This window comes from Mucilaginibacter celer (assembly GCF_003576455.2).
GTDB classification, from domain to species: domain Bacteria; phylum Bacteroidota; class Bacteroidia; order Sphingobacteriales; family Sphingobacteriaceae; genus Mucilaginibacter; species Mucilaginibacter celer.
On record NZ_CP032869.1, the window covers coordinates 1,294,363 to 1,318,963 of the forward strand.

Below are 24,601 nucleotides of genomic sequence, written 5' to 3' on the forward strand. Positions count from 1 at the left end.
AACGGTTCAAAAATGTGAGCGTTACCTATGCACGGGCTGTACACCCATATGCCTGCAGGCTCCACCGCACTAACACAGCCGACCCATCATTCCACACAACAACTAACCTCTAATCTCCAACCTCTAATCTCTCCCCACAAATTTCACCACCTTATTCTCAATAGGCTTAATGGTTTTCAAGTAAGCGTATATCGCTTCCAGATCGGATGTTTTCATACCGGCATATTTCCACCAGGGCATAATGGTTTGAAACTCGCCGGGTTTTACCGGTGTTGGCTGTATTTTGCCATCGGCATATTGGGTAAAACGGCTTACAAATTGTTCTTTGGTCCAGCTGCCTATGCCGGTTGTTTTATCCGGGGTGATGTTGGCCGAATATACTTTGCCTCCTCCCGGTAATTGATAGCCTTGTCCGCCTGCAAAAGCAAGTTCTTCTTTCAGCGTTCCTTTATCCGATTGCGTGTGGCATTCTTTACAGGCTGCCGCATTTAACAGGTAGGCACCATACTTAATAGTATCCGACGGATTTGGTACCGTACCCAGTTCGGCCTTTTTAGGCATGGTATGTACAATAACGCTCAGCGGAAAATCCAGCTGGTGTGCCGGGTAGTTTTTGCCCAGCGGTTTTAAAGTACGCATGTATGCGATGATATCAAAAACATCTTCTCTATCCATTTTAGCATAATAAGGCCATGGCATGATCGGGAATATGGCCGAACCATCTTTTTTAACCCCGGTGGTAATAGCCCGAAATAATTCGCCATCGCTCCAGCCAGCTAAATTGAGCGGCGTAATGTTAGGCGAATAAACCGTACCAGGAAAACCAACCGCGGCATCAAATTTTTCGCCGCCCCCGCCAAGCGTTGTAGAATCAGACGGACCTGCAAACTTATCCCAGCTGCGGGCCGAGTGGCAATCCATACAAAGGGTTACATGGTTGGCCAGGTACTTGCCGCGGGCTATGCGCTGCGGCGTGGCATCAATTTTAATGGCTTCGGGTTGGCCCACGTTAGGGAGTGCAAGCGTTATGTATGAGATGCCTGCAATAATGATCAGCACCAGTGCAATAACGGCATAGGCTGTCCATTTTAAAAACTTTTTCATTTGAAATTTTTAATTAGTGATAGGTAGTGAATAATAAAAAAGCCGGGGATTTATCAGTTCCTCAGCTTTTTTGCTGTGATTTTATGATAGATGATCAGTCAACCTTTTTGATGGACGAAGCGCCCGATTTATCGTTATTTACCGTAGATGGTGAACCTTTGTACTCAATTTCGGATGCGCCGCTGGTGTGTACGTTAAGCGTTTTCAATACGTTGATTTTACAATGAGCAATACCCGAAGTTTCAATTTCATATTCGCCAACAACAAAATCAAAGGCGTTAATTTTGCTGGCACCGCTCATGTCAATTTTGTGCGATGATGCCTGGCCTGTTAAATTAACCTCGGTGGCACCGCTGCCATCGGTTGATACGTTGGCCGCGTTTAAATCTAAAGTTACTTTGGTAGCACCCGACAGATCGAGGCTAAAATCTTTGGCGGTTATTTTACCGTCGCTGTAAACTTCTACAGCACCGGCAGCCTTAACTTCTTCCAGGTTTTTCACGCCGATATTAATCACCATATCGCCGGGATCGCAGAAATTCTTTTTCGATTTGATATGCAGTGTGCCCCCCTCAACCGAGGTTGAAATATATTTGATCAGGTTATCATCCGCAGTAATGGAAATTCCTAAAGTGCTATCCTGCTTTAAGTGTACTTTGAAAGCACCCGAAATATCTACTTTTTTAAAATCGTCTGCTTTGCGTTTTTCGGTGGTCTGATTGCCCGACCCGTGCACGCATTTTAACCGGCACGATGATAAAATGCCTGTTACAATAAACGCGCTTATAATAGTGATGGTAAAGATGTGCTTTTTCATGGTTGTGGTGTATGACGCCCGGGGGCAGTTTAGTGTTACATCAAAATTAAAAAAAGCTACCACATTTTGGGCGGTAGCTTTCAGAATATATGATAGACTTTTGCAAAAGTGATTATTAAAGGCCTGCCAGTTCGTTTTCAACTGTATGTTTAGCAGGTGCGTTGGTTACTTTATCATTATACTGGTTAGCGGCAAAAGCGTTGTTGTTTACAAACGATTCGCGGGTGTGGTTAAGTGTGTATACATCGGCAGTACCGTTAAGTTCAACTTTGGCATGATCGTTTACGTTAACTGTTGCGGCGTAGGCATCTAAATTTAATTTAGCTGAAGCGTTGTTGTAAAGGTTAACATTCAAATCAAGGGCAGATAATTTACCGAATGATTTTACTTCAGCATTGTCATAAGCATTGATGGCTTTCAAATCGGCAGCGGTTACCCAAACTACCAGTTTTTCATTTTTGTATGAGGTGATGCGCAAAGTACCGTTGTTGTTTTGAACAAGCGCGTTTTCGGCGTAGTATTTATTGTAAACTTTAACCTGGTCGGCGTCGCCGGCTGATACGTAAACTTCTACGTTACCACGAACTTCAATTTTGTTGATCTTGTTTACATTGTTCAAAACAACGGCTGCGTTGTTATCAATTTTGGTATTTGCATTAGCTGCGGTTGATACGCCAAGTGCTAAAACTAAAGAGGTTGCGATTGTTAATATTGTAGTTTTCATGATGATTAATATTTTGATTGTCAATTATTTGTGTTTTTATTTCATTTAATACACAGATAAGACGCCCCCATTTTTAAAACGTTACAGCAGTTTTGGTTCAATTAGATGTACGGCAGGTTTTAGTCGGCGAATGGCGGGAAATCATCGGTGAAAAGGGGAAGAAATTTTGATGTGTGGATGTGCAGATGTGCGGATTTCAGATGTGCATATGAAATTATGCGGTTATCGATAGGGAAAAAAGCTAAGCTGTCTGAAGTTTTCAACTTCAGACGCCTATGCCCGTAGTCTGCTACTACAGAATTGCTTCGGCCAAAAAGTTTTATCAATCCATCTGTAGTTGCAAACTACAGGCATAGTAGTTCGTAGACAGAGTCAAGAGACAGCACAAGGAGTGTATGAACGGCGTAGTAGTAATGATATATCACAGAAACAAATCTTAAAACGATACCCCCAACTGCAGCCCCGTGCCAACAGAAGCCGGCTGATCATTCCCAAACCTAACAGGTACCGGTACCGAGACAAAAAAATTAGCGTTTTTTCCGCGTACCACCACCTGGTTAAAAACCGGCGTTACACCAAAGCGTCCGTTGGTTTCAAATGCCATCCTGCCGATAAAAGTAAAGCCATGTTTAAACCTAAACATGGCACCGGGATGAAATAATACCGAATTTACCTTCGATACATTTTTTTCGGTACGGATAGATGGCGATACTTCGAAGCTTACCCCAAAATGATCACTTTTTAACAGGTTCATGCCAAAGGGAAAGGCAATGGTATAAACATCCCCATCAAAATTGCTTTTAAAACCATCTTTATTCCAGGTGCCAATAGGGTTAGTAAGGCTGAAGTAGCCGGTTATGCGGGGATATGTTTGTGTTTGCTGGGCAGCTCCTTTAAAACTAACAGATAGCAGGGTAATTACAACGGCAATAAATAACAAGGGCTTAAGTAACAAACGCATATACAATAATACGCCCTTTAGGTTAAATTTTGGCACTAAATATAAACTCTTAACAACCAGTTATTCTTCTGTTAATATTTGGGGAGCGAATCAAAACCAAAACAGGGCGCTGTTACCAACGCCCTGCCACAAAACAAACATATATAAATACAAGGTTGGCTTACCAGGGCAATTCTTCGCCCAGGTGAATAAACCTGCCGTTAGGGCCATCTTCGCCAATTAGTGCAAGCTCTACACTGGTTTTGGCACCATCAGGTACGCTCATAGGGGCGTGTTCAACGCTGCCCAGTTCTGTTTGTACCCAGCCTGGGTGTGCAGAGTTAACTTTGATATTGGTGCCTTTTAGCTCATCGGCCAAAAGCACGGTGAAAGTATTTAAAGCAGTTTTTGATGCCGCGTACGATAAGCGTTTAAACGGTGCTATCGGGCTTTCAGGATCGGCATGCAGGGTAAGCGATCCTAATATGCTCGACAGGTTAACTATACGGCCTGCATCGCTCTTTTTCAACAGCGGCAATACGTCGTTAGTGAGGTATACCACGCTGAAAAGGTTGGTATTGAATATATATTCAAACTCATCGGCGGTAGTAGCTACGGTCTTCTTTACAAACAAATCATCTTCTTTTGGACCTACGCCGGCATTGTTCACCAATATATCCAGCTTACCAAATTTTTGATCGATGTAAGCGGCGGCGGCTTTACGTTCATCGGCATTGGTAACATCCAGCTGGATGCCATAAGCTTCAATATCTTGTCCGGCTAATTTAGCAGCGGTTTCTTCGGCCGATTTGATGTTGCGGGCGGCTACAATTACGGCCACACCTTTTTCGCCCAGTTGTTTAGCGGTTTCGTAGCCTATACCTCGGTTTGCGCCTGTAATTAAGGCAACTTTTTTATTGTTCGACATGATTTTTATTATTTAGAGAGTTGAGTGTATATGATGATTTAATTAGTTTGTAGTAACATGATCATGATCGGTACTGGTTGATACCGCCAGCCATTGATCTACCTCTTTGTTAACTTTTTCGCTGTTGGCTTTAAACATGCCTGCTGCATCTTTACCTATTGGCAAATGCAACGGAGGGTTTTCATTATGTGCCAGGTCAACAAGTACCTGTGCAAGTTTTTTAGGGTCGCCAGGCTGGTTGCCATGTAACTGATCGGCACCCGCCCTCATCGGGCCAACGGTAGTGGCATAATCTTCAATAATGTTTTTACCCGCGGTATATGATTCGGCGCTCAAAAAATCGGTGCTGAACAAGCCGGGAGCGGCAGCAGTAACTTTAATACCCAGCGGAGCTAACTCCAGGGCCAAACCTTTTGAGATGCCTTCAACAGCAAACTTGGTAGATCCGTACAAGGCCCAACCCGGATAGGCATCATAACCAAACAGTGATGATATATTAATAATATGCCCTGATTTTTGAGCGCGTAAATGAGGCAATACCGCGCGGGTTACATTCAGCAAACCGAATACGTTAGTGGCGTATTGTGCTTTGGTTTCGGCATCGGTAGCTTCTTCAATAGCGGTTACTATGCCATAACCCGCGTTGTTGATCAATACATCAACGTTGCCAAAATAAGCCACGCCTTCTTCTACAGCGGCTTTAACCTGTTCTTCGTTGGTTACATCCATGGTTACCACCAACAGATTGGGGTTATTATTTAATGAGGCGGCAAGCTCATCGGCTTTGCTGCGTACGGTTGCTATTACTTTATCGCCGGCTGCAAGGGCAGTTTTTGCAATCTCTAAACCAAAACCTTTCGAGGCTCCGGTTACTAATATTACTTTTTGAGTTTTCATTGTTGTTTTGTTTTTATGTTGATATTTTTAGACTTTTTAGTCTATTTTTATGTGTGTGATTTGCTTTTGTTGGTCTACTTAAAATTCAGTAAAAGACTTTTTGGTCTATTTTTATTAAAAAAAATTAGTTTATCTCGTAGCTTTTCAATTCGGTTTTTAACATTTTTATCAGGCTGTGCATGTATTTGCTATCCCCGGTAACCCGCGAAACCAGCATCCCACCTTCCAGCGAGGCAAACATTTTGATGGCATAATCGGCGGCGTCTATTTCGGGCGATAATTCTCCACTTTCAACCCCACCCTTGATAACGGCTTTAATGGTTTCCTGGCCCTCTTCTATAATTTTTTTGAGTTTCAGTTTTAGTTCGGGGTTATTATCATCAGCCTCCACACCAAAATTCAAAACCGGGCACCCCCCGTCGATGTATGATTTTATAGGATCTTTATATACATCGATAAAGGCAAAGATCTTTTTTACCGCCGTTTTTTCGTGGGCCATAGCCGATGCTATCTTATCGCTCAGTTTGCCAAGCAGGTAATCAACCATTACACGGGCAATTTCATCCTTACTTTCAAAGTGCCCATACAAACCGCCTTTGGCCATTTTGGTAGCCGTCAAAATATCATCAATGGTAGTACCGGCAATACCTTTTTCATTAAACAGGGACGCTGCCTGTTCGATGATAAATTGCCTGGTTCTTTCTGCTTTGCCCATTGTTGTTTTTGTTTGACGAATCAAAATTAGACTAAAAAGTCGAAAAATGAAATGGTATTTTATTTGATGACAATTGGGTGAAGATTAGGAGAAAAATTCATGAAATACAAAACCATATTCTACCTGCCATCGAGTAGCTGAAAGCGGGAGCATCTGAAGGAATATGACATCACCACCTTGTCATCCTGAGTAAGTAAAAGCGGTCGCCTCTGACGGATTATATGACATCGGCCTTTTGTCATCCTGAGGAACGAAGGATCTTCTTCGCCCTGTATAGCCGCTATGCAAGTTGTAGAAGATGCTTCGTTCCTCAGCATGACAACGTATTTTTAAAGATTTTTTGGGTAGGAACGAAGCAACCGCACGTAGACAAGTTCGCTCTGTATAGTTCGCGATTGCTTCGTACCTCGCAATGACGACTTTAATAATTTCGCCTGCATACCTCACTGCCTTAGCATGCTTAAAAATCAAAAAAGCCGCCTCTTTACAGAGAACGGCTTCCACTATATAATTGACTCAAAAAAAATGGCTTTATTATAAAGTAGCGTACTCAGCTACTACCGGTTTAGTTTCACGGTTTAAAGTTTCGGTGGCGTGAGCGTAAGTTAAACCATTGCTGTTTACGTTTGATACCGGGGTGCGGGTAAGGCTGTATTCGCTGGTGTTACCGCTTAGTTCGGCTTTGGCATTGCCGCTTAGGCTGATGCTGGCTGCATAGGTATCCAGGTTTAATTTTGCCGAAGCGTTGTTGTTTAGCTTCACGTTCAGTTCAACCCCGCTAAGGCTGCCGAATGATTTAATTTCAGCATTATCATAGGCGGTTATGGCGCTTAATTGATTGGCAGTTACCCAAACCACCAGTTTTTCGTTTTTATATGAGGAGATGCGTAATACCCCTTTTTTGCTTTGTACCAATGCGTTTTCGGCATAATAGCGGTTGTAAACCTTTACCTGGTCGGCCGGGCCGCTTGATACATAAAGTTCAACGTTGCCGTAAACTTCAATTTTGTTAATGTTGCTTACATCGGTTAAAACAACTGCAGCGTTATCTTTAATTGTGGTTGCGTTTGCATTTGCATTTTTTGCGAATCCAGGTACCATAAACAATACGGCAGCGATGGCGATTAATGTAGTTTTCATGGCTTTAATATTTTGATTATCAAGTGATTATTTTTTATTTCATTAAATACACTGATAAGACGCCCCCAATTTTAAAACGTTACAGCGGTATTGGGTTAAATAGATGGAAGACAGGTTTTTATCGGTAAAGCGGTGGTTTTCCCCGGTGAAAAGCCACGGGATTTTTCATGAGCAGACGAAAGCGCAACCAGTACGAAGTATTGCTCAGTAATATGCAAAGCCTTTTGGTGGATAGTTGCTAAATTTCAAGCACGCAAAGCTTTTGGTTTGGATAGTTTGAAGATTTTGAGCGCGCAAAGGCGCGAAGGCGCAAAGTTTTTTGGTTTGAATAGTTTGAGATTTTAAGCACGCAAAGGTGCGAAGGTGCAAAGTTTTTTTGTGGATGGCCGGTGAGTTTTTGGTATGCAGCAATTAAAATGCAAAGCCCTTCCTAAGATGGAAAGGCCGCTAATATTCTACTGGAATGTGGTAATGGTGTTTTGGTTGAGGATAAAAAGATTAACTTAGATAATATGCCTCACCATCAGTTTTGATCTTCCCTGCATCCAGCAGCATCCTTACAGTGTCCAGTTTTTCTTTTTCGGTGCCGATATTGATACCGGTAATTAACGTGCCGATATCCGGGCTGGACACCTGTAAAAGTTGCACTATTTCGGTGGTGATATTGTCAAAAATCTCTTCCTCGTTAATACGCCTTTTCTCGTCAATACACACATCGCAAACGCCGCATTTGTGCGCATTCGCTTCGTCGAAATAATCAAGCAGCATCTGGCTGCGGCATTTTTTGCGGGTAGCGTAGGCAAATACCGCTTCCATTTTTTTGCGGTATACCTCTTTACGCTCTTCAATATATTTCCTGTCGATAATGAGGTGACTGGCCTGTACTCTTGGTTTAAGATAGGTAACCTGCGGCTTATCGGTTTGCTGCATATAGCTGATGAGGCCAAACTGCTGCAGCTTCTCCATCCCCTCAATAACCTGCTGAACGCTGAGGCCCGTGCGTCGGGCGATATCAAATTCCTTGATCCGTACATACCCATCAAACGCGCCGCCATATGAGCGGAGGAGGGTTTTAACAAAAGGATCCCAACCGGCATTCTGGATCTGAAAATTATATAATTGCTCATTCACCACCTCAAACTGAAAGCGCGAGGGCAAAAATACGCTTTCGTTAAAGGCGAGGTATTCGTCGCGCTCCAGAAATTTGAGGGCGTTGAGGGTTTTTATCGCGTCAAGCTTAAAGCGGGCGCAAAACTCTCCCAAATCAAGGTCAAAACTCAGGCCTTCACCAGCCTCGTAGGCCAGCTGGTAGTAATTGGCCAGGTAGTGATAAACCTGCTTAATTTCATCAACAGAGGGGAAACTGAGCTCATACATTTTCTCCTGCCGCAGTTTATCGGCAGGTGTGTAAAGCAATACGCCATAGGCCTTTTTGCCATCCCTGCCTCCTCTGCCGGCTTCCTGGTAGTAGGCTTCCAGGCTTTCGGGCATATCTTTATGGATCACGAAACGCACATCAGGTTTATCAATTCCCATCCCAAAGGCATTGGTGGCTACGATGATCCGTACGCGGTTGTTTTTCCAGGCCTCCTGCTTTTCGGCACGCTGATCGGTTGTTAAACCTGCGTGGTAATAATCGGCCTTGATACCGTTATCAGTATAAAACTTAGCTATTTCGAAAGTTTCTTTACGGCTGCGAACGTAAACAATCCCGGTACCTTTTACACCACGGGCTACATCCAGCAGTTTTCTGAATTTGTCTTCTTCGTATTGAACTACATAACTCAGGTTGCTTCGCTCAAAACTTTGCTGAAATATTATGCCGTTTTTAAATTGGAGTTTATCCCGAATGTCCTGCTTAACTTCGGCGGTAGCTGTGGCGGTAAGGGCCAAAACCGGCACCTCCGGATGAAGCTCGCGCAGATCGGCAATATGCAAATAAGGCGGCCGGAAATCATATCCCCATTGCGAAATACAATGTGCCTCATCCACAGCGAAAAGATTTACCTTCATGTATTTAATGCGTTCGCGCACCAACTCGCTCAGCAAGCGCTCGGGCGATAAATACAAAAACTTCACAGAGCCGTAAATGCAATTATCCAGCGCCAGATCGATCTCGCGCCGCCCCATGCCCGATACTATCGAGATGGCGTTGATGCCTTTGTCCCGCAAGGTTTCAACCTGGTCTTTCATGAGGGCAATAAGAGGAGAAACCACAATACAAACGCCCTCTTTAGCCAGGGCAGGCACCTGGAAACAAACCGATTTGCCGCCTCCGGTAGGCAGCAAGGCCAAAGTATCGTGCCCGGTTAAAACAGACTGAATGATCTCAGCCTGCATAGGCCTGAAGCTATCGTGGTTCCAGTATTGTTTTAATATTTCCTCTATGGTCATGAAGCAGTGACAGACCTCAAAACTATCAATTTTAAGTGAGAAGTTAACTGAGGCGAATGACTAAATACAATTGCTTGTTGAGGATTAGATACTATTAAACAAAGATTGATGCTGTAAATATTGCTTGCCCCCCGAACTAATGAATTCAGGAATTAACAGAATGCATTGTAAATTCTATGAATTCTTTAATTCCCCCAAATTCCGGTTCAGACAAAAATTAGCGTAAAAAATCTTCCCTTAAACTTTTGTAATTTTTAAAACCGATTTCCTTTAAAACAATATAAAATCAAGCCACAATTAAAAATAAATTTATACTTTTGCGCCTCGAATTTTGTATAGCCTGCATTAGGCTTTAAGCTATACGTCAAACGATTAAATTAAATTACCCGGTAAAAGATGAATATTACACAGGAAAAAATTAGTGACCTGAACGCGATTGTTAAAATTAACATCAACCCTGAAGATTATCAGCCACGTGTTGAAAAGGCGATAAAAGAAAACGCTAAAAAAGCGAAACTTCCTGGTTTCCGTCCGGGTATGGTGCCGGCATCGCACATTAAAAAAATGTACGGTAAAAGCATTTTGGTTGATGAGATCAACAACCTGTTACAAGATACTTTAAATAACTACATCGACGAGCAAAAACTGGCCGTATTAGGTCAGCCATTGCCTGCTGTTGATGATAACAAAGAATACAACTGGGATTTTGCCGATAACTTTGAGTTTAGCTACGAATTAGGTTTAGCACCTGAGTTTGCTATTGATTTTTCATCGCAGGATAAATTAACTCAATACGTTATTAAAATTGATGACGAAACGCTTGCCTCACGTATCAAAAATATCCGCAGAAGCTATGGCAAAATGACAAATCCTGACGTATCGGCAGATGATGACGTTCTTTACAGCGATTTGGCTCAGCTTTCGGCTGATGGTAGTGTTTTTGAGGATGGAATTAGCAACACCGCGTCGGTTCGTTTAGATCAGATCAAAGATGAGGCTATCAAAGCTTCGTTAATCGGTTTGAAAAAAGGCGACGTTTTGAATATCGATATCCGTAAAGCTTTTGATGGCGACGCAGCTAAAATTGCAGGTTTATTGAAAATTGAAGAGGATGACGCGGCTGATTTAAGAGGCGAATTCCAGTTAACTGTTAAAAACGTTAACCGTTTAGAGGAAAGCGACTTAAACCAGGAGTTCTTTGACAAATTATTTGGTGAAGGTACAGTAACTACCGAAGAGGAGTTCAGGGCTAAAATTACCGAAGAGCTTGAAAGCATGATGGTACAGGATTCGGACCGTAAATTACAGGACGATATCTACAAACTGGCCATTGCAAAAGTTGATTTCGCGTTACCGGACGAGTTTTTGAAACGTTGGTTAAAAGCTACTAACGAAAAACTAAGCGACGAAGAGTTAGAAGGTGGTTACAATGATTTTGCACAAAACCTGAAATGGACTTTGATCGAAAACAAGATCATTGTTGATAACACGATCGAAATTAAATATGAAGACGTGTTTGAATTGGCTAAGATCCGTTTAGATCAGCAATTCAGAATGTACAGCCCAACTGCTATTCCTGAAGATCAGTTAGGACAGTACACCGTTCAGTACCTGCAAAACAAAGACAACGCTAACAAAATATTTGAAGAGGTTAAAGCCCTTAAAGTATTTGATTACATTAAAAACGTTATCACTTTAGATAAACAGGATATCCTTTACACTGATTTCAGTGCATTGGTTTCTGCAGCGCAGTAATTTTTTTTATCTCCTGCGGGAGATCAGCATATTCACCAAAAGCAACTCATCGGGTTGCTTTTGGTGTTTTTAGCCTTCGGAAAAAAGAAGCGAGGCCCGTGCGATTCCCTCCCTTGGGAGGGTGTAGGGAGGGGTTTAGTCGCCATGTAAGTTGAATAGGCATGGTGACTAAACCCATCCCTACACCACACATTCCTACGCGCCCCTCCCGAGGGAGGGAATGATGGCGGCTAAAATAAGCGCCCAATGTAAACCAGAAGTGACATTGTGATATTATCTGCTTTCATGCCAGCCAACTCAACTGTTCGTCACCAAAAAAATTACTTATTTAAAACTATCTTTTAAAAATAGTATTCAACTAAAAACTATATTTAACGCGGGCAAGACGTCCGCAATCCAACAAGAACAATTAACAAAAACCATGAACAGTAACATCGATAAAAACGAATTCAGGAAATACGCTGTTAAACACCACCGTATTAACAGTTTATACGTAGATAAATACATTGCAGGCGTTGAACGTGGTAACATGCCGACAGGCGGTATCACCACCGTACCAACCGGCATGACCCCATATATCATTGAAGAGCGCCAGCTGAACGTAGCTCAGATGGACGTGTTTTCGCGTTTGATGATGGATCGTATCATCTTTTTGGGTGATGCTATTTATGATAATATTGCAAACATTATCCAGGCTCAATTGCTTTTCTTACAGTCGGCCGATGCTAAGCGTGATATCCAGATCTATATTAACTCGCCGGGTGGTTCGGTATATGCAGGTTTAGGTATTTATGATACCATGCAGTTTATATCAAACGATGTGGCGACTATCTGTACAGGCATGGCAGCATCAATGGCAGCAGTATTATTGGTTGCCGGTACCGAAGGTAAAAGGGCAGCGTTGCCGCATGCAAGGGTGATGATTCACCAGCCATCTGGCGGTGCGCAAGGTCAGCAATCAGATATTGAGATCACCTACCAGGAGATCACTAAACTGAAAAAAGAGTTGTACCAGATCATTGCCGATCATAGCGGTGCACCTTACCAAAAAGTTTGGGATGCTTCGGATCGTGATTACTGGATGATTGCAGAAGAAGCCAAAGAATTTGGTATGGTGGATGAGATTTTAAGGGGTAATAAAGGGAAGTAAGTTTTAAGTCCGGAGTTGGAAGTTCTAAGTCAAAAAGTATTTTAATTACTTAAGACTTAAAACTTCCGGCTTCCGACTTCGCACTAAGGACTACGGACTTTGTTTTTTGATAGCAATTAATTAACTTTGAGTAAGAAAACGAATCAGATGAATAAAAACAGCAAGGAGATCAGGTGTTCGTTCTGCGGCGCCGGGAAACAAGATTCCCTGATGTTAATTGCAGGGCTTGATGCGCATATTTGCGATAAATGTGTGAACCAGGCTAATGAAATATTGGCTGAGGAGTTAAAGGTGCGTAAGGTAAAATCGTCGCCTTTGGCACCTGCTTTACTTAAACCATCAGAAATGAAGGCGCACCTTGATCAGTATGTAATTGGTCAGGATGATGCCAAAAAGATATTATCGGTAGCGGTTTACAATCATTACAAACGCTTAAACCAACGTGTGGATAAGGATGAGGTAGAGATTGAGAAATCGAACATCATTATGGTAGGCGAAACCGGTACCGGTAAAACCCTGCTTGCCAAAACCCTTGCCAAGGTACTGAATGTTCCGTTTTGTATTTGCGATGCTACGGTATTAACCGAAGCCGGTTATGTAGGGGAGGATGTTGAAAGTATCCTTACCCGCTTACTTCAATCGGCCGATTATGATGTAACCCTTGCCGAAAAAGGTATTGTTTACATAGATGAGGTTGATAAAATAGCCCGCAAAAGTGATAATGCTTCAATCACCCGCGACGTATCCGGCGAAGGTGTACAGCAGGCTTTATTGAAAATACTGGAAGGTACCATGGTTAACGTACCACCACAAGGTGGCCGTAAACACCCCGATCAAAAAATGATCACTGTTAATACCAGTAACATCCTGTTTATTTGCGGTGGTGCTTTTGATGGTATTGAGCGGAAAATAGCTAATCGCCTGCGTACGCAAACCGTTGGATATAAACTGAAAGGTAACGATCATGAGGTGGATTTGAAAAATCTTTACAGGTATATCACCCCGCAGGATTTAAAATCGTTTGGTTTGATCCCTGAGTTGATAGGCAGGTTACCTGTGCTTACTTACCTTAACCCGCTGGATAGGGATGCGTTGCACAATATTCTTACCGAGCCTAAAAACTCCCTATTGAAACAATACAAAAAACTGTTTGAATACGAAGGTGTAAAGCTTGATTTTGAGAACGAAGTGCTTGATTTTATTGTTGATAAGGCAATGGAGTTTAAGCTTGGTGCAAGGGGATTGCGGTCAATTTGTGAGGCAATTATGATCGACGCTATGTTCGAGTTTCCATCCAAAAAGGATGTGAAGCGCCTGCATGTAACGTTGGATTATGCGCATGAAAAGTTTGAAAAATCTGATCTGAAAAAGTTAAAAGTAGCTTAACACCAAGTATATAAGTAAACACTTATATTTATTAAAAATAACGCGGCCCTGGTTATCATACCGGGGTTTGCTGTATAAAAAGGAATTATATTATGAACGAAGAATTAGATTTAAAGAAAGATGGAGACAACATCCCGAAAGTAAAAGAAGTACAATCGCCTGTAAAATCGGGCCTGAAAACCAAGGAAGCAATTGTGGCCAACTGGCTGCCGCGTTACACCGGCCGTCCGCTGGATGCCTTTGGCGAGTACATTATCCTTACCAATTTTTCAAAGTACATCCAGTTGTTTTCGCAATGGAATGATGACGCGCCGATAATGGGTATTGATAAGCCGATGCAAAGCGTAACGGCCAATGGTATCACCATCATCAATTTTGGTATGGGAAGTTCGGTAGCTGCTACCGTGATGGACCTGCTTACAGCTATCCACCCAAAAGCCGTGATATTTTTGGGCAAATGTGGAGGCCTGAAAAAGAAGAATAATGTAGGTGATTTAATCCTGCCTATTGCTGCCATCCGTGGCGAGGGTACATCAAATGATTACTTACCTCCCGAAGTGCCCGCACTGCCTTCATTCGCGCTGCAAAAAGCCATCTCAACCACTATCCGCGATTACTCGCGCGATTACTGGACAGGCACCTGCTACACCACCAACCGCCGCGTTTGGGAGCACGACAAAACCTTTAAAAAATACCTGAAAGATTTACGTGCCATGGCTGTTGATATGGAAACCGCCACAATTTTCACCACCGGCTTTGCCAACAAGATCCCAACAGGTGCTTTACTATTGGTATCAGACCAGCCAATGATCCCTGAAGGTGTAAAAACCGCCGAAAGCGACTCGTCAGTAACCGAAAAGTTTGTTGAAACACACCTGCACATCGGTATCGAATCGTTAAAGCAGTTAATCAATAACGGGTTAACGGTTAAGCATCTTAAGTTTTAAGTTCATTAGTTCACTGGTTCATTAGTTCATTTGTATTAGCAAACGCTAAACAAATGAACCAAATACCATGTGAGTGGTTTTGTTATTGAACTATACCACCAATGAACTAATGAACAAATGAACCAATGACAACCTGTTTCATCCCCTCCCTGCCGTAAAATACCGGGAAATACATCATTTCGGCTTTGGCCGGGTTTTGGGTGTATTTGCCGTCGTAACGGGGGATGAGGTTTACGGTGAAGGTATATTTGCCCTGTTTAAGCTTGCGGCAAAATATACTCACCTTTTCTTTAAAATATTCGCGGTGCACTTCGTTGTTGGTCCAGGCTTGTTCTTTGCCCTCGTACGAGCATCCGGCCGGGATAGGGATTTCTATCATTACAAAATCGGCATCGCCACGGGCTGTCACCTCTGCCTTTAGCTGTACTGTTTCGCCGCCTTTAAGGGTGGTTATTGTTTTCTCTTTACGCTCAAACCAGGTATTTACCGTAAAATCCTTACTTACCTTTTCGGGTTTGCTGTTCCAGAATTGCTGATAGCCGGTGACGTAAACCGGCAATCCCCCGGTTTTACTAACGCTGATCTGCTTATCGGTTAATGTAGCCGAGTAGGGGAACTGGCTGATGGTTTTTGTTTCGGCTCCGGCGATGGTGATCTGCGATGGTTTTACCTGTTTGTTTTCAATCAGCATATCAGGCAGGATAGTTTCAAGAATTAAAGCAGATTCATAAGTATTGCGCCATTCGTTAAGGCGGCGCTGCTCGAGGAAATAGCCGCGGATCTTACTTAATATTTCGGGATGATGACCATCATTTTTAATAATGTGATAGGCCAGCGCGCTTAATTGGATCGAATTATCGAAAAACCTATACCCAACCTCTCCCCAGTATACGTTACCGAACATGGTGTGTTTGGCTGTTGAGAGCAGGCTATCTAAATTGACCTTTAAACCGGCTTCCTGCCGTAACAGCATCGTTCTTAATTTGTCATAACCGGATATATTACCGCCAAACATATTTTTGCCCCGGGCCTGTTCTTTTTCAATTAGGCCAATATAGCGTTGGTAATCAACTTTTGCCCCAAGCTGGTTAAGCAATTGCAGGCAAAATATTTTCTCCTGGCCTTTATAGCTTTCCATTTGATAGATCAGAAAGTCGGATAGTTTTTGTTTATCAAGCTGAACGGTGTAACCTTCTTTTTGGGCTGATAAAAGTGCCTCAACAACATGCAGGGTTATCCAAAGCTCATCATCGCTGTTTTTCCACCATCCCCACAGGCCATTTTCTTTTCGGTTGTCCTGTAAATTTTTAAGCACTTCCTGTACGTTTTTGCCATATAGAAAATTCTCACCCAAAAACTTTTTAATATGGCGTTCCATAATCAGGCCTTTCAGTTTTGATGCCAATTGCTCGTTACACAGGTACTTGTATTCGCGTAGTTTACGGGTTTCTTCGGCCAGTATAGGTAGGGCAGATGCTTCGGCGCGGAAAGTAACCGGGCCCAATGCAGGGTCGAATTTCAAAGTAACCGCGGTATCCCTATCAAGGGTTTCAAATATGCCTTTAGTTTCTTTTGTTCCCTGCGGCATTACCGGAATTTTGCGCTCTTCACCATCAAAATAGCCGTTATCACGTTTGATGGTGTACTCGAAGGTAAGGCTATCGGTTGAAGAGGCAGCAGAGTTAGTGGCAGAGGCAGTTGCAGGGAGAGTGGTAGCAGTTATTTTAAGTGTATCTATTTTTGAATTTTTAACTTCTAGCTCATCTTGTTTTAGTTGCTGCCCGTTGTATTTAAAGGTACGGGTAAGTTTTATTGGCGTGATGTTGTAGTTCATTATCTTACCTATCAGGTTCATTTCATCGCCTGCTATAGCAAATTGCGGTGCAATGAAGTTGGCGCTTAAAGGCTTGTATGCTTTGATACTGCTTTCGTTAAAGCCGGTTTGCTTATTGCCATTTATGCCTATAATAAAAGTGCGCCAGTTGGTGATATCATCCGGGTAGGTAACCATAAAACTGGCTTTGCCTTGTTCATCGGTAGTGAGTTTGGGCTGCCAGTAAGCATAATCAGAAAAGTTTTTGCGCATGGTTTGGGTGCCTGCCGTTTGTGTGCTATCGGCTGTGGATCCGGCTGTACCTTGTTTACCCTTGGTACGGATCACGATAACGCCATTGGCCCCCCGCGAGCCATAAATGGCTGTGGCAGCTGCATCTTTCAGCACACTCATTTCTGCTATATCATCTTTATTGATATCAGAAAGTTTATCGACAATTTCGCCGTCAACTACTATAAGTGGCTGAGCTCCGGTTAGTGAATTGACTCCCCTGATCATAACCTGGGCTGAGGCTCCGGGGGCATCACCGGATACCGTAACTCCGGCAACTCTACCTGATAAACCATAAGATACTGAAGTGACTGAGCCGGTTATATCTTTCTTTTTAGCCATTCCGTATCCCACAACCACAACTTCCTGTAATGACTTATAACTATCTTTCAAGGCTACATTTACATGTGAACCCGGATTAATATCGATTTCCTTGGTTTCATATCCGATAGAACCTATGATTAATTTGCCGCTTTTAGGCACCTTAATGTTAAAATGCCCATGCACATCCGTAAGTGTCCCGGTTGATGATCCTCTTACCCTCACGGTTACTCCTGGTATCGGTTGTTTGTCGCTGCCTGAGGTTACGGTGCCGCTCATGCCGTCCATAAACATTTCGGTATCAAGGTATTTTTCGTTAAAGGCTTCCTTTATTTTAAGAGCATCGTTCACTATCTCCCGGTCGTTATTGTTATATGCCGATTGGCGGTTATCTATAATATCGCCAATCCTGATACTTACCGAATCTTTGCGGTGAGTTGGCAATACATCAAAATTGTAGTAATTGGTGCCGCCGGTTTTTATGGTTACATTCTCTTTTATATCATAGCTATCCCCCTTTAATAAAAATAAAAACCTGTAATTGCCCGCATGCAACTTTTCGATAGCGAAGGTATTGCCGGGGTAAATCAGCATAAAATCGGGGTCGTTATATTTATAAATAATTACGTTTTTAATTAGCAGCGCTTTTCCTTTGGGTTGATTAATGCTCATTTGCAATCGCCCCGCTTCTCCTCTTATATCGGGGTTATGAAAAAGCTGCTCGCTGTAACGGCGTAAATCGAGGTATTGCTGCCATATATCTTCGGCTTCGGGTTGGGTAAGCACCAGCTGGGTATAATCATCGTAAACTCCATTGTAGGATGATAGCACCGGGTTAAATGCCGTAGGGATGCTTTTTTGTTTCAGCAAACCCGGCGCAAACAGGTATGAATAGCCGGGCTCGGTTTCAAAATACCTTGGTTTTTCGCCCTGCACCTCTAACCCGGCAAAGCTACCGGCAAAAGGCCCTACAAGTACGTCATTATCCCGGTAGCCGTAGTTTGGGTTGGGATTGATCATGTACCGCATACTGCCCTGGTTTAAAAGCGCCATTTTCCACCCAAAGTTATTCACCACCGTAATCAGGTAACGATTGATGAGGTCGCTTTCGTAAGCGGTTAACGTATCTGATACTTTGGTGTACTGTGCGTTATCAGCATTAAGGCTAAAAATCAGCTTTTTTGATTTTTCAACCATTACGCTATCTACCCATATATTTAGGTGACTGGTACGAAACCTGAACGCGTGTTTGCCCGGGGTTACAGCAAAGCTATAGCGCCTTAATTGCTGGGTTTGATCAAAATAAACCGGGCGGCCATCAATATAAAGGATATGAACAGGTATCACATCTCCGTTTTTAACTATAAAAGGAGCTACCTGTGTAGTCGTATCCTGTTTGGGATTTTCTTCTACCTGGTAAATTTTATCGGGGTGGGTAAAACGGTAATAGCTAATACTATCCAGGCCAATCTCTGTGCTCCAACGTTTCCAGTTCAGCTCAAGCAATCCGTTGCTGCGTATTTCCTCTGTTCTGAATGGTTGTTTTTGTTTGCGATAGCGGAATCCTCCGCCAAGGTACGGCACATCAGGAACTTTATAACCGGTAAATTTGCTGGTCATGCTCCAGGCGGTTAAATCTGCACCGGCAACAGGTTTGCCGTCTTTATCAGTAACCACAATATCCGTTTTGGCATGTTGCCCGGGGTAAACGGTTACAGGCTGCCGCACGTTAATGGTGAGCAGTTTATCCCGGTAAACTACGTCGGTAGCTTCGGTTTTGCTTTCGCCGGCCCAGATGTAGTGCGCCTGGAAATTGACGACGTTTTGTTCATGATACGCCCGCCTGCAAAACAGGCTGTCGGCCTGGCCGGCATCTATCAATTTATCGCCGCCAAATACCGAGTACCAGAAATGCAGGTGCCGCGGGTTGTTAACGGTAACAAACAGCGAATCGGCAGTGCGATAGCCCGAAAGCGATATATCGGGTGTGGTTTCCTTCAGGTCGATATCGGCATAAGTGCTGTCGGCATCCACGCTATAACTAACCGCGTAGGGGTTTATGATAATTTTGGCGGGCAGCGTCACTTTGGTTTTAGATAGGGTATCATCGTGGGCATCGAGTGCGCTTATGATAGCAGGAGCCTTAGCTTCTTTACCATTCAAATAATAGTTAGCCACGAGCGTATCGGCACTTAATTTGGCCCTAAGGCTGAAGGGGCTATAAGTATAACTCATATCATCCTGATCTGACGACTGGCTTTCATTATTGCTGTTCAGAAATTCGGCATTGATGGCGTAGTTTACATCAGCCTTCGGGAAAATAGAATCAGGGATTACCAATTTGGTTTCGCCCACAGGGTCGAGCGGCATATCGTGTTTCCAAAGCTGGTTTGGCACAAAGGTATAATGTTGTTTATGGGTACCGGTACTGGTTGTGTTGAGCGTAATGCTAACGCGGCCGTCGGTAACCGGCAGGTTATTTTCGTCAACAGCTTTTAAATACAGGGTTGCCGGGCTGCCTGGCGAATGCTCTTTTTTATCAACCCGGGTGGTAAAGGTTATCGATTTTAACTCGTATTCTTCATACTTAAATTCGCCGCTCAGGTAAATCCTGCGTTTGGCTAAAAGGCGGCGTTGATTATCTCTGTCGTCATCTTCAGTTTTATATTTTTCGGCAGACGGATCTTCGAGCGTAACGATGTAATCTTCATCCAGCGAAAGATCAAGGCTGTCAACCAGGGGGATACTATACTCAAAAGCCCCGTCGCGGTAGCTGTTTACCCTGCCGATGATCTTGCCGTCGTTATCGCCGCCTTCCCGCAGCCTAACCAATAATTGACGAACGTTTATAGGCCGTTTCGATTTTTTATTCAGGATAAAAGCTTTAAATTTTACCGTATCGTGCGGTTTATAAATGGCTTTATTAAATACTATAAAACCCTCGTATTTGCCGGGGCGCTGGTAGTAGCGCTTTCTGAACAGGTTTTTAAAACGGTTCCAGGTAGCTTTAACAAAACTCATATTGCGGTACCGGTTGTATCCATAATACCGCTGTTGTAGTTTAATAAGATAGTAATTGCTAACGCCCGCGAAATCAACTTTTAAAATCGTGTCTTTTTTTGAAGGGCGGCCAATGTACAAGCCGCTTTTCGCATCAAACGGGATGGATGTATTATTGATTTGGGCGTCGGCATTATCAATAGCCTTGCCCTGTTTATCTACCAATACAAACCTCAAATCATAATTATTGGCAAGAATCTTCAAATTGGCCGACCGGTTTTCAATCAGCGAATAGTCGAGCTTATTATGCCTCGCCACAATCTTCATATAGTTTCCCGGCGGAAGTGTGTTTTCCCACCTGCCGTCGGTTTTGAATGAGTCGACAGGGTTGTGTAATATCTTTTCGTCGGGTTTTTTGTTGGGATGCTGGTAAAACTTTAAAACATCATCGGCAGTTATTTTATAGATGTAGGTGTAATAGCTGCTTTGCCTGCCGGGGGTTAATGGCTTTTGCGCGTATGCAACCCCGGCAAAAATTAATAGGCTAAATGTTAGCAGCGTTTTTGTAAGTTTAGATAGCATAAGTAGCGCCTGGTATGGTAAGATAATCTGTTTAGTTTTAAGTCGCAAGTCTTGAGTTCAAAGTCAAAACATCACTTTCTACTTCGAACTTAAGACTTCCGACTTCAATAAGATGCAGATGTATTTACTATTCCATAAAAGAAATATCATTTAAGAAACTTATTTTTGAGCCATAACCCTGCTATGCATACCGGGTTAGTAGAGATTTAAATTATGTGGTACAATAACATACTGGACACCATTGGCAACACGCCCCTGGTAAAACTTAATAAAATAGCGAAAGACATCCCGGCGACGGTTTTAGCCAAAATTGAAACTACCAATCCCGGCAATTCCATCAAGGACAGGATGGCCCTTAAAATGATTGAAGATGCCGAAAAAAGCGGTAAACTTAAACCCGGCGGAACCATTATTGAAGGCACATCGGGTAACACCGGTATGGGCCTGGCCATTGCAGCGGTAATAAAAGGCTACAAATGTATTTTCACCAGCACCGATAAGCAATCCAAAGAAAAATTTGATGCCCTGCGTGCCTTTGGTGCCGAGGTGATAGTTTGCCCTACCAACGTTGAGCCGGAAGATCCGCGTTCATATTACTCCGTATCTTCACGTTTAGAGCGGGAAGTACCTAATTCGTGGAAACCTAACCAGTATGATAACCTGAGTAACTCGCAGGCGCATTACGAGTCAACCGGGCCGGAGATCTGGGAGCAGACCGAGGGTAAAGTTACTCACTTAATTGCAGGCGTTGGCACAGGTGGCACTATATCAGGTATCGCCCGTTATCTTAAAGAAAAGAACCCGGCAATCCAGGTTTTAGGTATCGATACCTACGGCTCGGTATTTAAAAAATATAAGGAGACAGGGATTTTCGATAAAAACGAGATCTACCCGTACATCACCGAAGGCATCGGCGAGGATTTTCTGCCGGCCAACGTTGATTTCAGCCTGATAGATCACTTTGAAAAAGTAACCGACAAAGATGCAGCATTGATGACCCGCGAAATCGCCCGCAAGGAGGGTATTTTCTCGGGCAACTCAACCGGTTCGGCAGTGGCAGGTTTGCTGCAGATGAAGGATAAGTTTAAAGAAGGCGATGTTGTTGTGATCATCTTCCCGGATCACGGCACCCGCTACCTTGGCAAAATGTACAATGATGATTGGCTGCGCGACCGTGGTTTCCTGAAAGACGGAAAACTTACCTCCCGCGATATCATCGCCAAAAAAGATGTCCAGGAGATTGTTACTATTGATTGTGAGAAAACGGTTTTGGAAGCAATAAACACTATCAAATCGCTCAATATATCACAGATTCCGGTTACGCAAAAAGGTATGGTTATTGGAAAGATCACTGAAAGCGACATCCTCGACTCGTTGATTGAAAACCCATCCATCAAATCGCAGCCGATAAAAAATATCACCACCGCACCATTCCCTTTTGTTGATTTGAATACATCGATAGATAGGATCTCCGCAATGATCAATAAAGATAACATCGCCGTGTTGGTTGAAGATGAGCAAGGCAAGATCGAGATCATTACGCAGTATGATATTATAAACGCTATTTCGGCTTAACCTTTTGAGGTAAAAGTTAAAGGTTAAAGGTGTTGTGCGATGGGCATGGCACCTTTTTGTTTATATTTAGACAATGAAATATCTAACTTTTGCCTTTTTGATTTTGCTACCATTTGTTGCGCGATGTCAAAAACATACCTTACTTGGGCTGCAAGTTGCGAAAGATGAACTTAAAACAGCTTTAAATAATAAAAAAGACAGACAAGTAATTGTTGATAAAATAATAGGTGATAAGCAAACCGCAATAGCTGTGGCCGAAGCTATTTTATTCAGAATTTATGGCAAAGAACAAATAATTAACGAACGGCCTTATGAAGTTTATTTCATAGACGGGTATTGGGTACTAAATGGAACCTTACCTGAAAAGATGCTTGGAGGCGGATTTTTAATTATATTTTCAGCTAAAGATGGCAGAGTTGTTAGACTCACGCATTATAAATAAGATTTCTATTTGTTTATAATTTACTCTAACCTCTTCTTCGCCAACTCCGGCGCATACCGTTCATTTAATAGCTGATTAGGCGTTACAATAAACACGGCAGTCCCTTTTTCACGCGCCAGCGGGTTAGTTATCTCGCCAATTTTGGTATAACTTTCAATCATCTTGCCGGCCACAAATTCTCTAATGTTTTTGCCGCCGTCTTCATCTACATAGATCATGTATTTACACTTCAAACTATCGGGTGCCCAAAGGGTAAAGCTGCTGTTTAGGGAGATCACTTCGGGGTATCCGTATTGTTTACGATAGTGGTGCAAGGCGCCGGCTTCACCATAGTTATCGGCATAAACTACTGTTTGCTTTTGAGCATCAGGGCTCAGGCTCCGATAGGCCTTATCAACCAGGGCGGCCATGTCGTCCCAGCCCAGCATGTCGGCATAATCCTGCGTGGTGGCGTGTTTTTTGCCGTCTTCCCAGGTCATCATAAAACGTGCGGGTGGCAGATTTTTATCAGCAAAGCGGAAAAAGGCCAGCGTTTGATCCATCGATAAAATAGGAAGCAAAATAGGGAGCAGCAGGATATTCGGTACCGCGAACAACAATATCAAAGCAATTCGCAAAGCATAACCGCTGGTTTTCAGCAATCGTTCAAAACCAAAACCTCCCGCTGCGAAAAGCATTGGGTAAGCGCCAAACAGGTAATAGCTTTTGCCGTCCATCATCAATAAAAACAAAAAGATTAGCCCGTAAGCTAATGCCAAAAACTGGAAGTTACGGAGCCTGAACGAGAAGATGAGGAATACCAGTCCGTTAAGCCAAACAAACAGGGCTACGCCATTAACCAGGAGCTGCTGCTTGATAAAATCGGTGGGGGTAATGTAGTCAAGCTGCTGTTCGCGCAGCGCCTTCATGTGGGTAAATACCGGCATGTGGTGTGTAAGTTGCCAGATAAGATTAGGCAAAACGATAAGAAACGTTAGCGCCGCCGCACCTAAAATATGCCTGTTAAACAAAAGCTTACGCTGTTTACTGATAAGGATGCCAATGATCAGCGATCCTGCAAAAAACAGCATCGTATACTTGGTAAGCACCCCCAAACCAACGGCCACCCCCAACCAGTACAAATAACGAACATCAGTTGTATTAAGGTATTTTACGAGCAGCCATACGGTTAACACCCACCAAAACTGATCAAACACTACTGGCTGAAAAAGGTACTCGCTTGCTGCGAAAGCGGGAGCGAATATGATGCTGAGGCAGGCTACCGTGATGCCGAATTTTTTGCCGCCAAATTCAATCACAATAAGTCCGGTGAGCCAAACTATCAATCCGCCAAAAATGGTAGGGAATATCCGCGCCGCGAAAACCGAGTTGCCAAAGCTGGTGATGGATATTTTAGCCAGCAAGGCTATAAAAGGGGGAACCTCTTTATACCCCCAATCTAAATGATCGGCCAGTACCAGGTGCAAAAATTCATCGCGGTGAAAGCCAAAATGCGATATGGCAAACAGGTTTAAAACAATTTTAATAAATACAAAAATCAGTACGAAATAAACGTAAGTGGGCTTCCGGTTTTTGTAGGGCATTGATTGGTGGCTTAAAGCTGAAGGCTGAAAGCCTAAAGCTATATAAAAAAAAGCAGAAAGCTCAAAGCATAAGGCCGAAAGCTTTTTCGCCTTTCCT

General features: G+C 43.1%; 17 protein-coding genes. 6 read left to right on the top strand and 11 right to left on the bottom strand.

Annotated elements, in window-relative coordinates; translation table 11 throughout:
• Positions 1-123 precede the first annotated feature (123 nt).
• The 9 genes from HYN43_RS05335 to HYN43_RS05380 form a co-directional block, all read right to left on the bottom strand.
• On the bottom strand, positions 124-1,104 hold the full coding sequence (locus HYN43_RS05335; RefSeq protein ID WP_119408463.1) for a c-type cytochrome: 981 nt from the start codon (positions 1,102-1,104) through the stop codon (positions 124-126).
• 94 nt (positions 1,105-1,198) lie between these two features.
• Entirely contained in the window at positions 1,199-1,921 is a 723-nt protein-coding gene (locus HYN43_RS05340; protein WP_162996320.1) for a head GIN domain-containing protein, read from the bottom strand.
• Positions 1,922-2,036: 115 nt separating this feature from the next.
• The gene (locus HYN43_RS05345) at positions 2,037-2,645 is read right to left on the bottom strand and encodes a GIN domain-containing protein (protein WP_119408465.1); all 609 of its coding nucleotides are present in this window, start codon (positions 2,643-2,645) and stop codon (positions 2,037-2,039) included.
• 436 nt (positions 2,646-3,081) lie between these two features.
• A complete protein-coding gene (locus HYN43_RS05350; protein ID WP_119408466.1) occupies positions 3,082-3,606 on the bottom strand; it encodes a hypothetical protein in 525 nt (174 codons plus the stop codon).
• 160 nt (positions 3,607-3,766) lie between these two features.
• A complete protein-coding gene (locus tag HYN43_RS05355) occupies positions 3,767-4,513 on the bottom strand; it encodes an SDR family oxidoreductase (RefSeq protein WP_119408467.1) in 747 nt (248 codons plus the stop codon).
• 42 nt (positions 4,514-4,555) lie between these two features.
• Positions 4,556-5,410, bottom strand: coding sequence for an oxidoreductase (locus HYN43_RS05360; RefSeq protein WP_119408468.1), 855 nt, complete (start codon positions 5,408-5,410; stop codon positions 4,556-4,558).
• Positions 5,411-5,534: 124 nt separating this feature from the next.
• Entirely contained in the window at positions 5,535-6,125 is a 591-nt protein-coding gene (locus tag HYN43_RS05365) for a TetR/AcrR family transcriptional regulator (protein WP_119408469.1), read from the bottom strand.
• Positions 6,126-6,659: 534 nt separating this feature from the next.
• Positions 6,660-7,265, bottom strand: coding sequence for a GIN domain-containing protein (locus HYN43_RS05370; protein WP_119408471.1), 606 nt, complete (start codon positions 7,263-7,265; stop codon positions 6,660-6,662).
• Between the two features lie 498 nt (positions 7,266-7,763).
• The gene (locus tag HYN43_RS05380; protein ID WP_119408473.1) at positions 7,764-9,659 is read right to left on the bottom strand and encodes a RecQ family ATP-dependent DNA helicase; all 1,896 of its coding nucleotides are present in this window, start codon (positions 9,657-9,659) and stop codon (positions 7,764-7,766) included.
• A gap of 396 nt (positions 9,660-10,055) precedes the next feature.
• Here HYN43_RS05380 and tig point away from each other — a divergent pair, with 396 nt between their 5' ends.
• From tig to HYN43_RS05400, 4 genes are all read left to right on the top strand, one after another.
• A complete protein-coding gene (tig, locus tag HYN43_RS05385; RefSeq protein WP_119408474.1) occupies positions 10,056-11,414 on the top strand; it encodes a trigger factor in 1,359 nt (452 codons plus the stop codon).
• 421 nt (positions 11,415-11,835) lie between these two features.
• Positions 11,836-12,564, top strand: a complete 729-nt coding sequence (clpP, locus tag HYN43_RS05390) for an ATP-dependent Clp endopeptidase proteolytic subunit ClpP (protein WP_119408475.1) — start codon at positions 11,836-11,838, stop codon at positions 12,562-12,564.
• A gap of 147 nt (positions 12,565-12,711) precedes the next feature.
• Positions 12,712-13,950: an ATP-dependent Clp protease ATP-binding subunit ClpX gene (gene clpX / locus HYN43_RS05395; RefSeq protein WP_119408476.1), complete on the top strand. Its 1,239-nt coding sequence runs from the start codon at positions 12,712-12,714 to the stop codon at positions 13,948-13,950.
• Positions 13,951-14,042: 92 nt separating this feature from the next.
• Positions 14,043-14,897: an AMP nucleosidase gene (locus HYN43_RS05400; RefSeq protein WP_205589876.1), complete on the top strand. Its 855-nt coding sequence runs from the start codon at positions 14,043-14,045 to the stop codon at positions 14,895-14,897.
• A gap of 106 nt (positions 14,898-15,003) precedes the next feature.
• Here HYN43_RS05400 and HYN43_RS05405 read toward each other — a convergent pair whose 3' ends face one another.
• Positions 15,004-20,904: a carboxypeptidase-like regulatory domain-containing protein gene (locus tag HYN43_RS05405; protein ID WP_121540018.1), complete on the bottom strand. Its 5,901-nt coding sequence runs from the start codon at positions 20,902-20,904 to the stop codon at positions 15,004-15,006.
• A gap of 213 nt (positions 20,905-21,117) precedes the next feature.
• Here HYN43_RS05405 and HYN43_RS05410 point away from each other — a divergent pair, with 213 nt between their 5' ends.
• Complete coding sequence (locus tag HYN43_RS05410; protein ID WP_119408478.1) at positions 21,118-22,479, top strand: pyridoxal-phosphate dependent enzyme; 1,362 nt, start codon at positions 21,118-21,120, stop codon at positions 22,477-22,479.
• 73 nt (positions 22,480-22,552) lie between these two features.
• Positions 22,553-22,921 carry an NTF2 fold immunity protein gene (locus HYN43_RS05415; RefSeq protein ID WP_119408479.1) on the top strand — a complete coding sequence of 123 codons (369 nt, stop codon included), beginning with the start codon at positions 22,553-22,555 and terminating at the stop codon, positions 22,919-22,921.
• A gap of 20 nt (positions 22,922-22,941) precedes the next feature.
• On the opposite strand, the gene HYN43_RS05420 is transcribed toward HYN43_RS05415, so the two are convergent.
• Positions 22,942-24,504, bottom strand: coding sequence for an ArnT family glycosyltransferase (locus HYN43_RS05420; protein ID WP_119408480.1), 1,563 nt, complete (start codon positions 24,502-24,504; stop codon positions 22,942-22,944).
• Between the last annotated feature and the right edge of the window lie 97 nt (positions 24,505-24,601).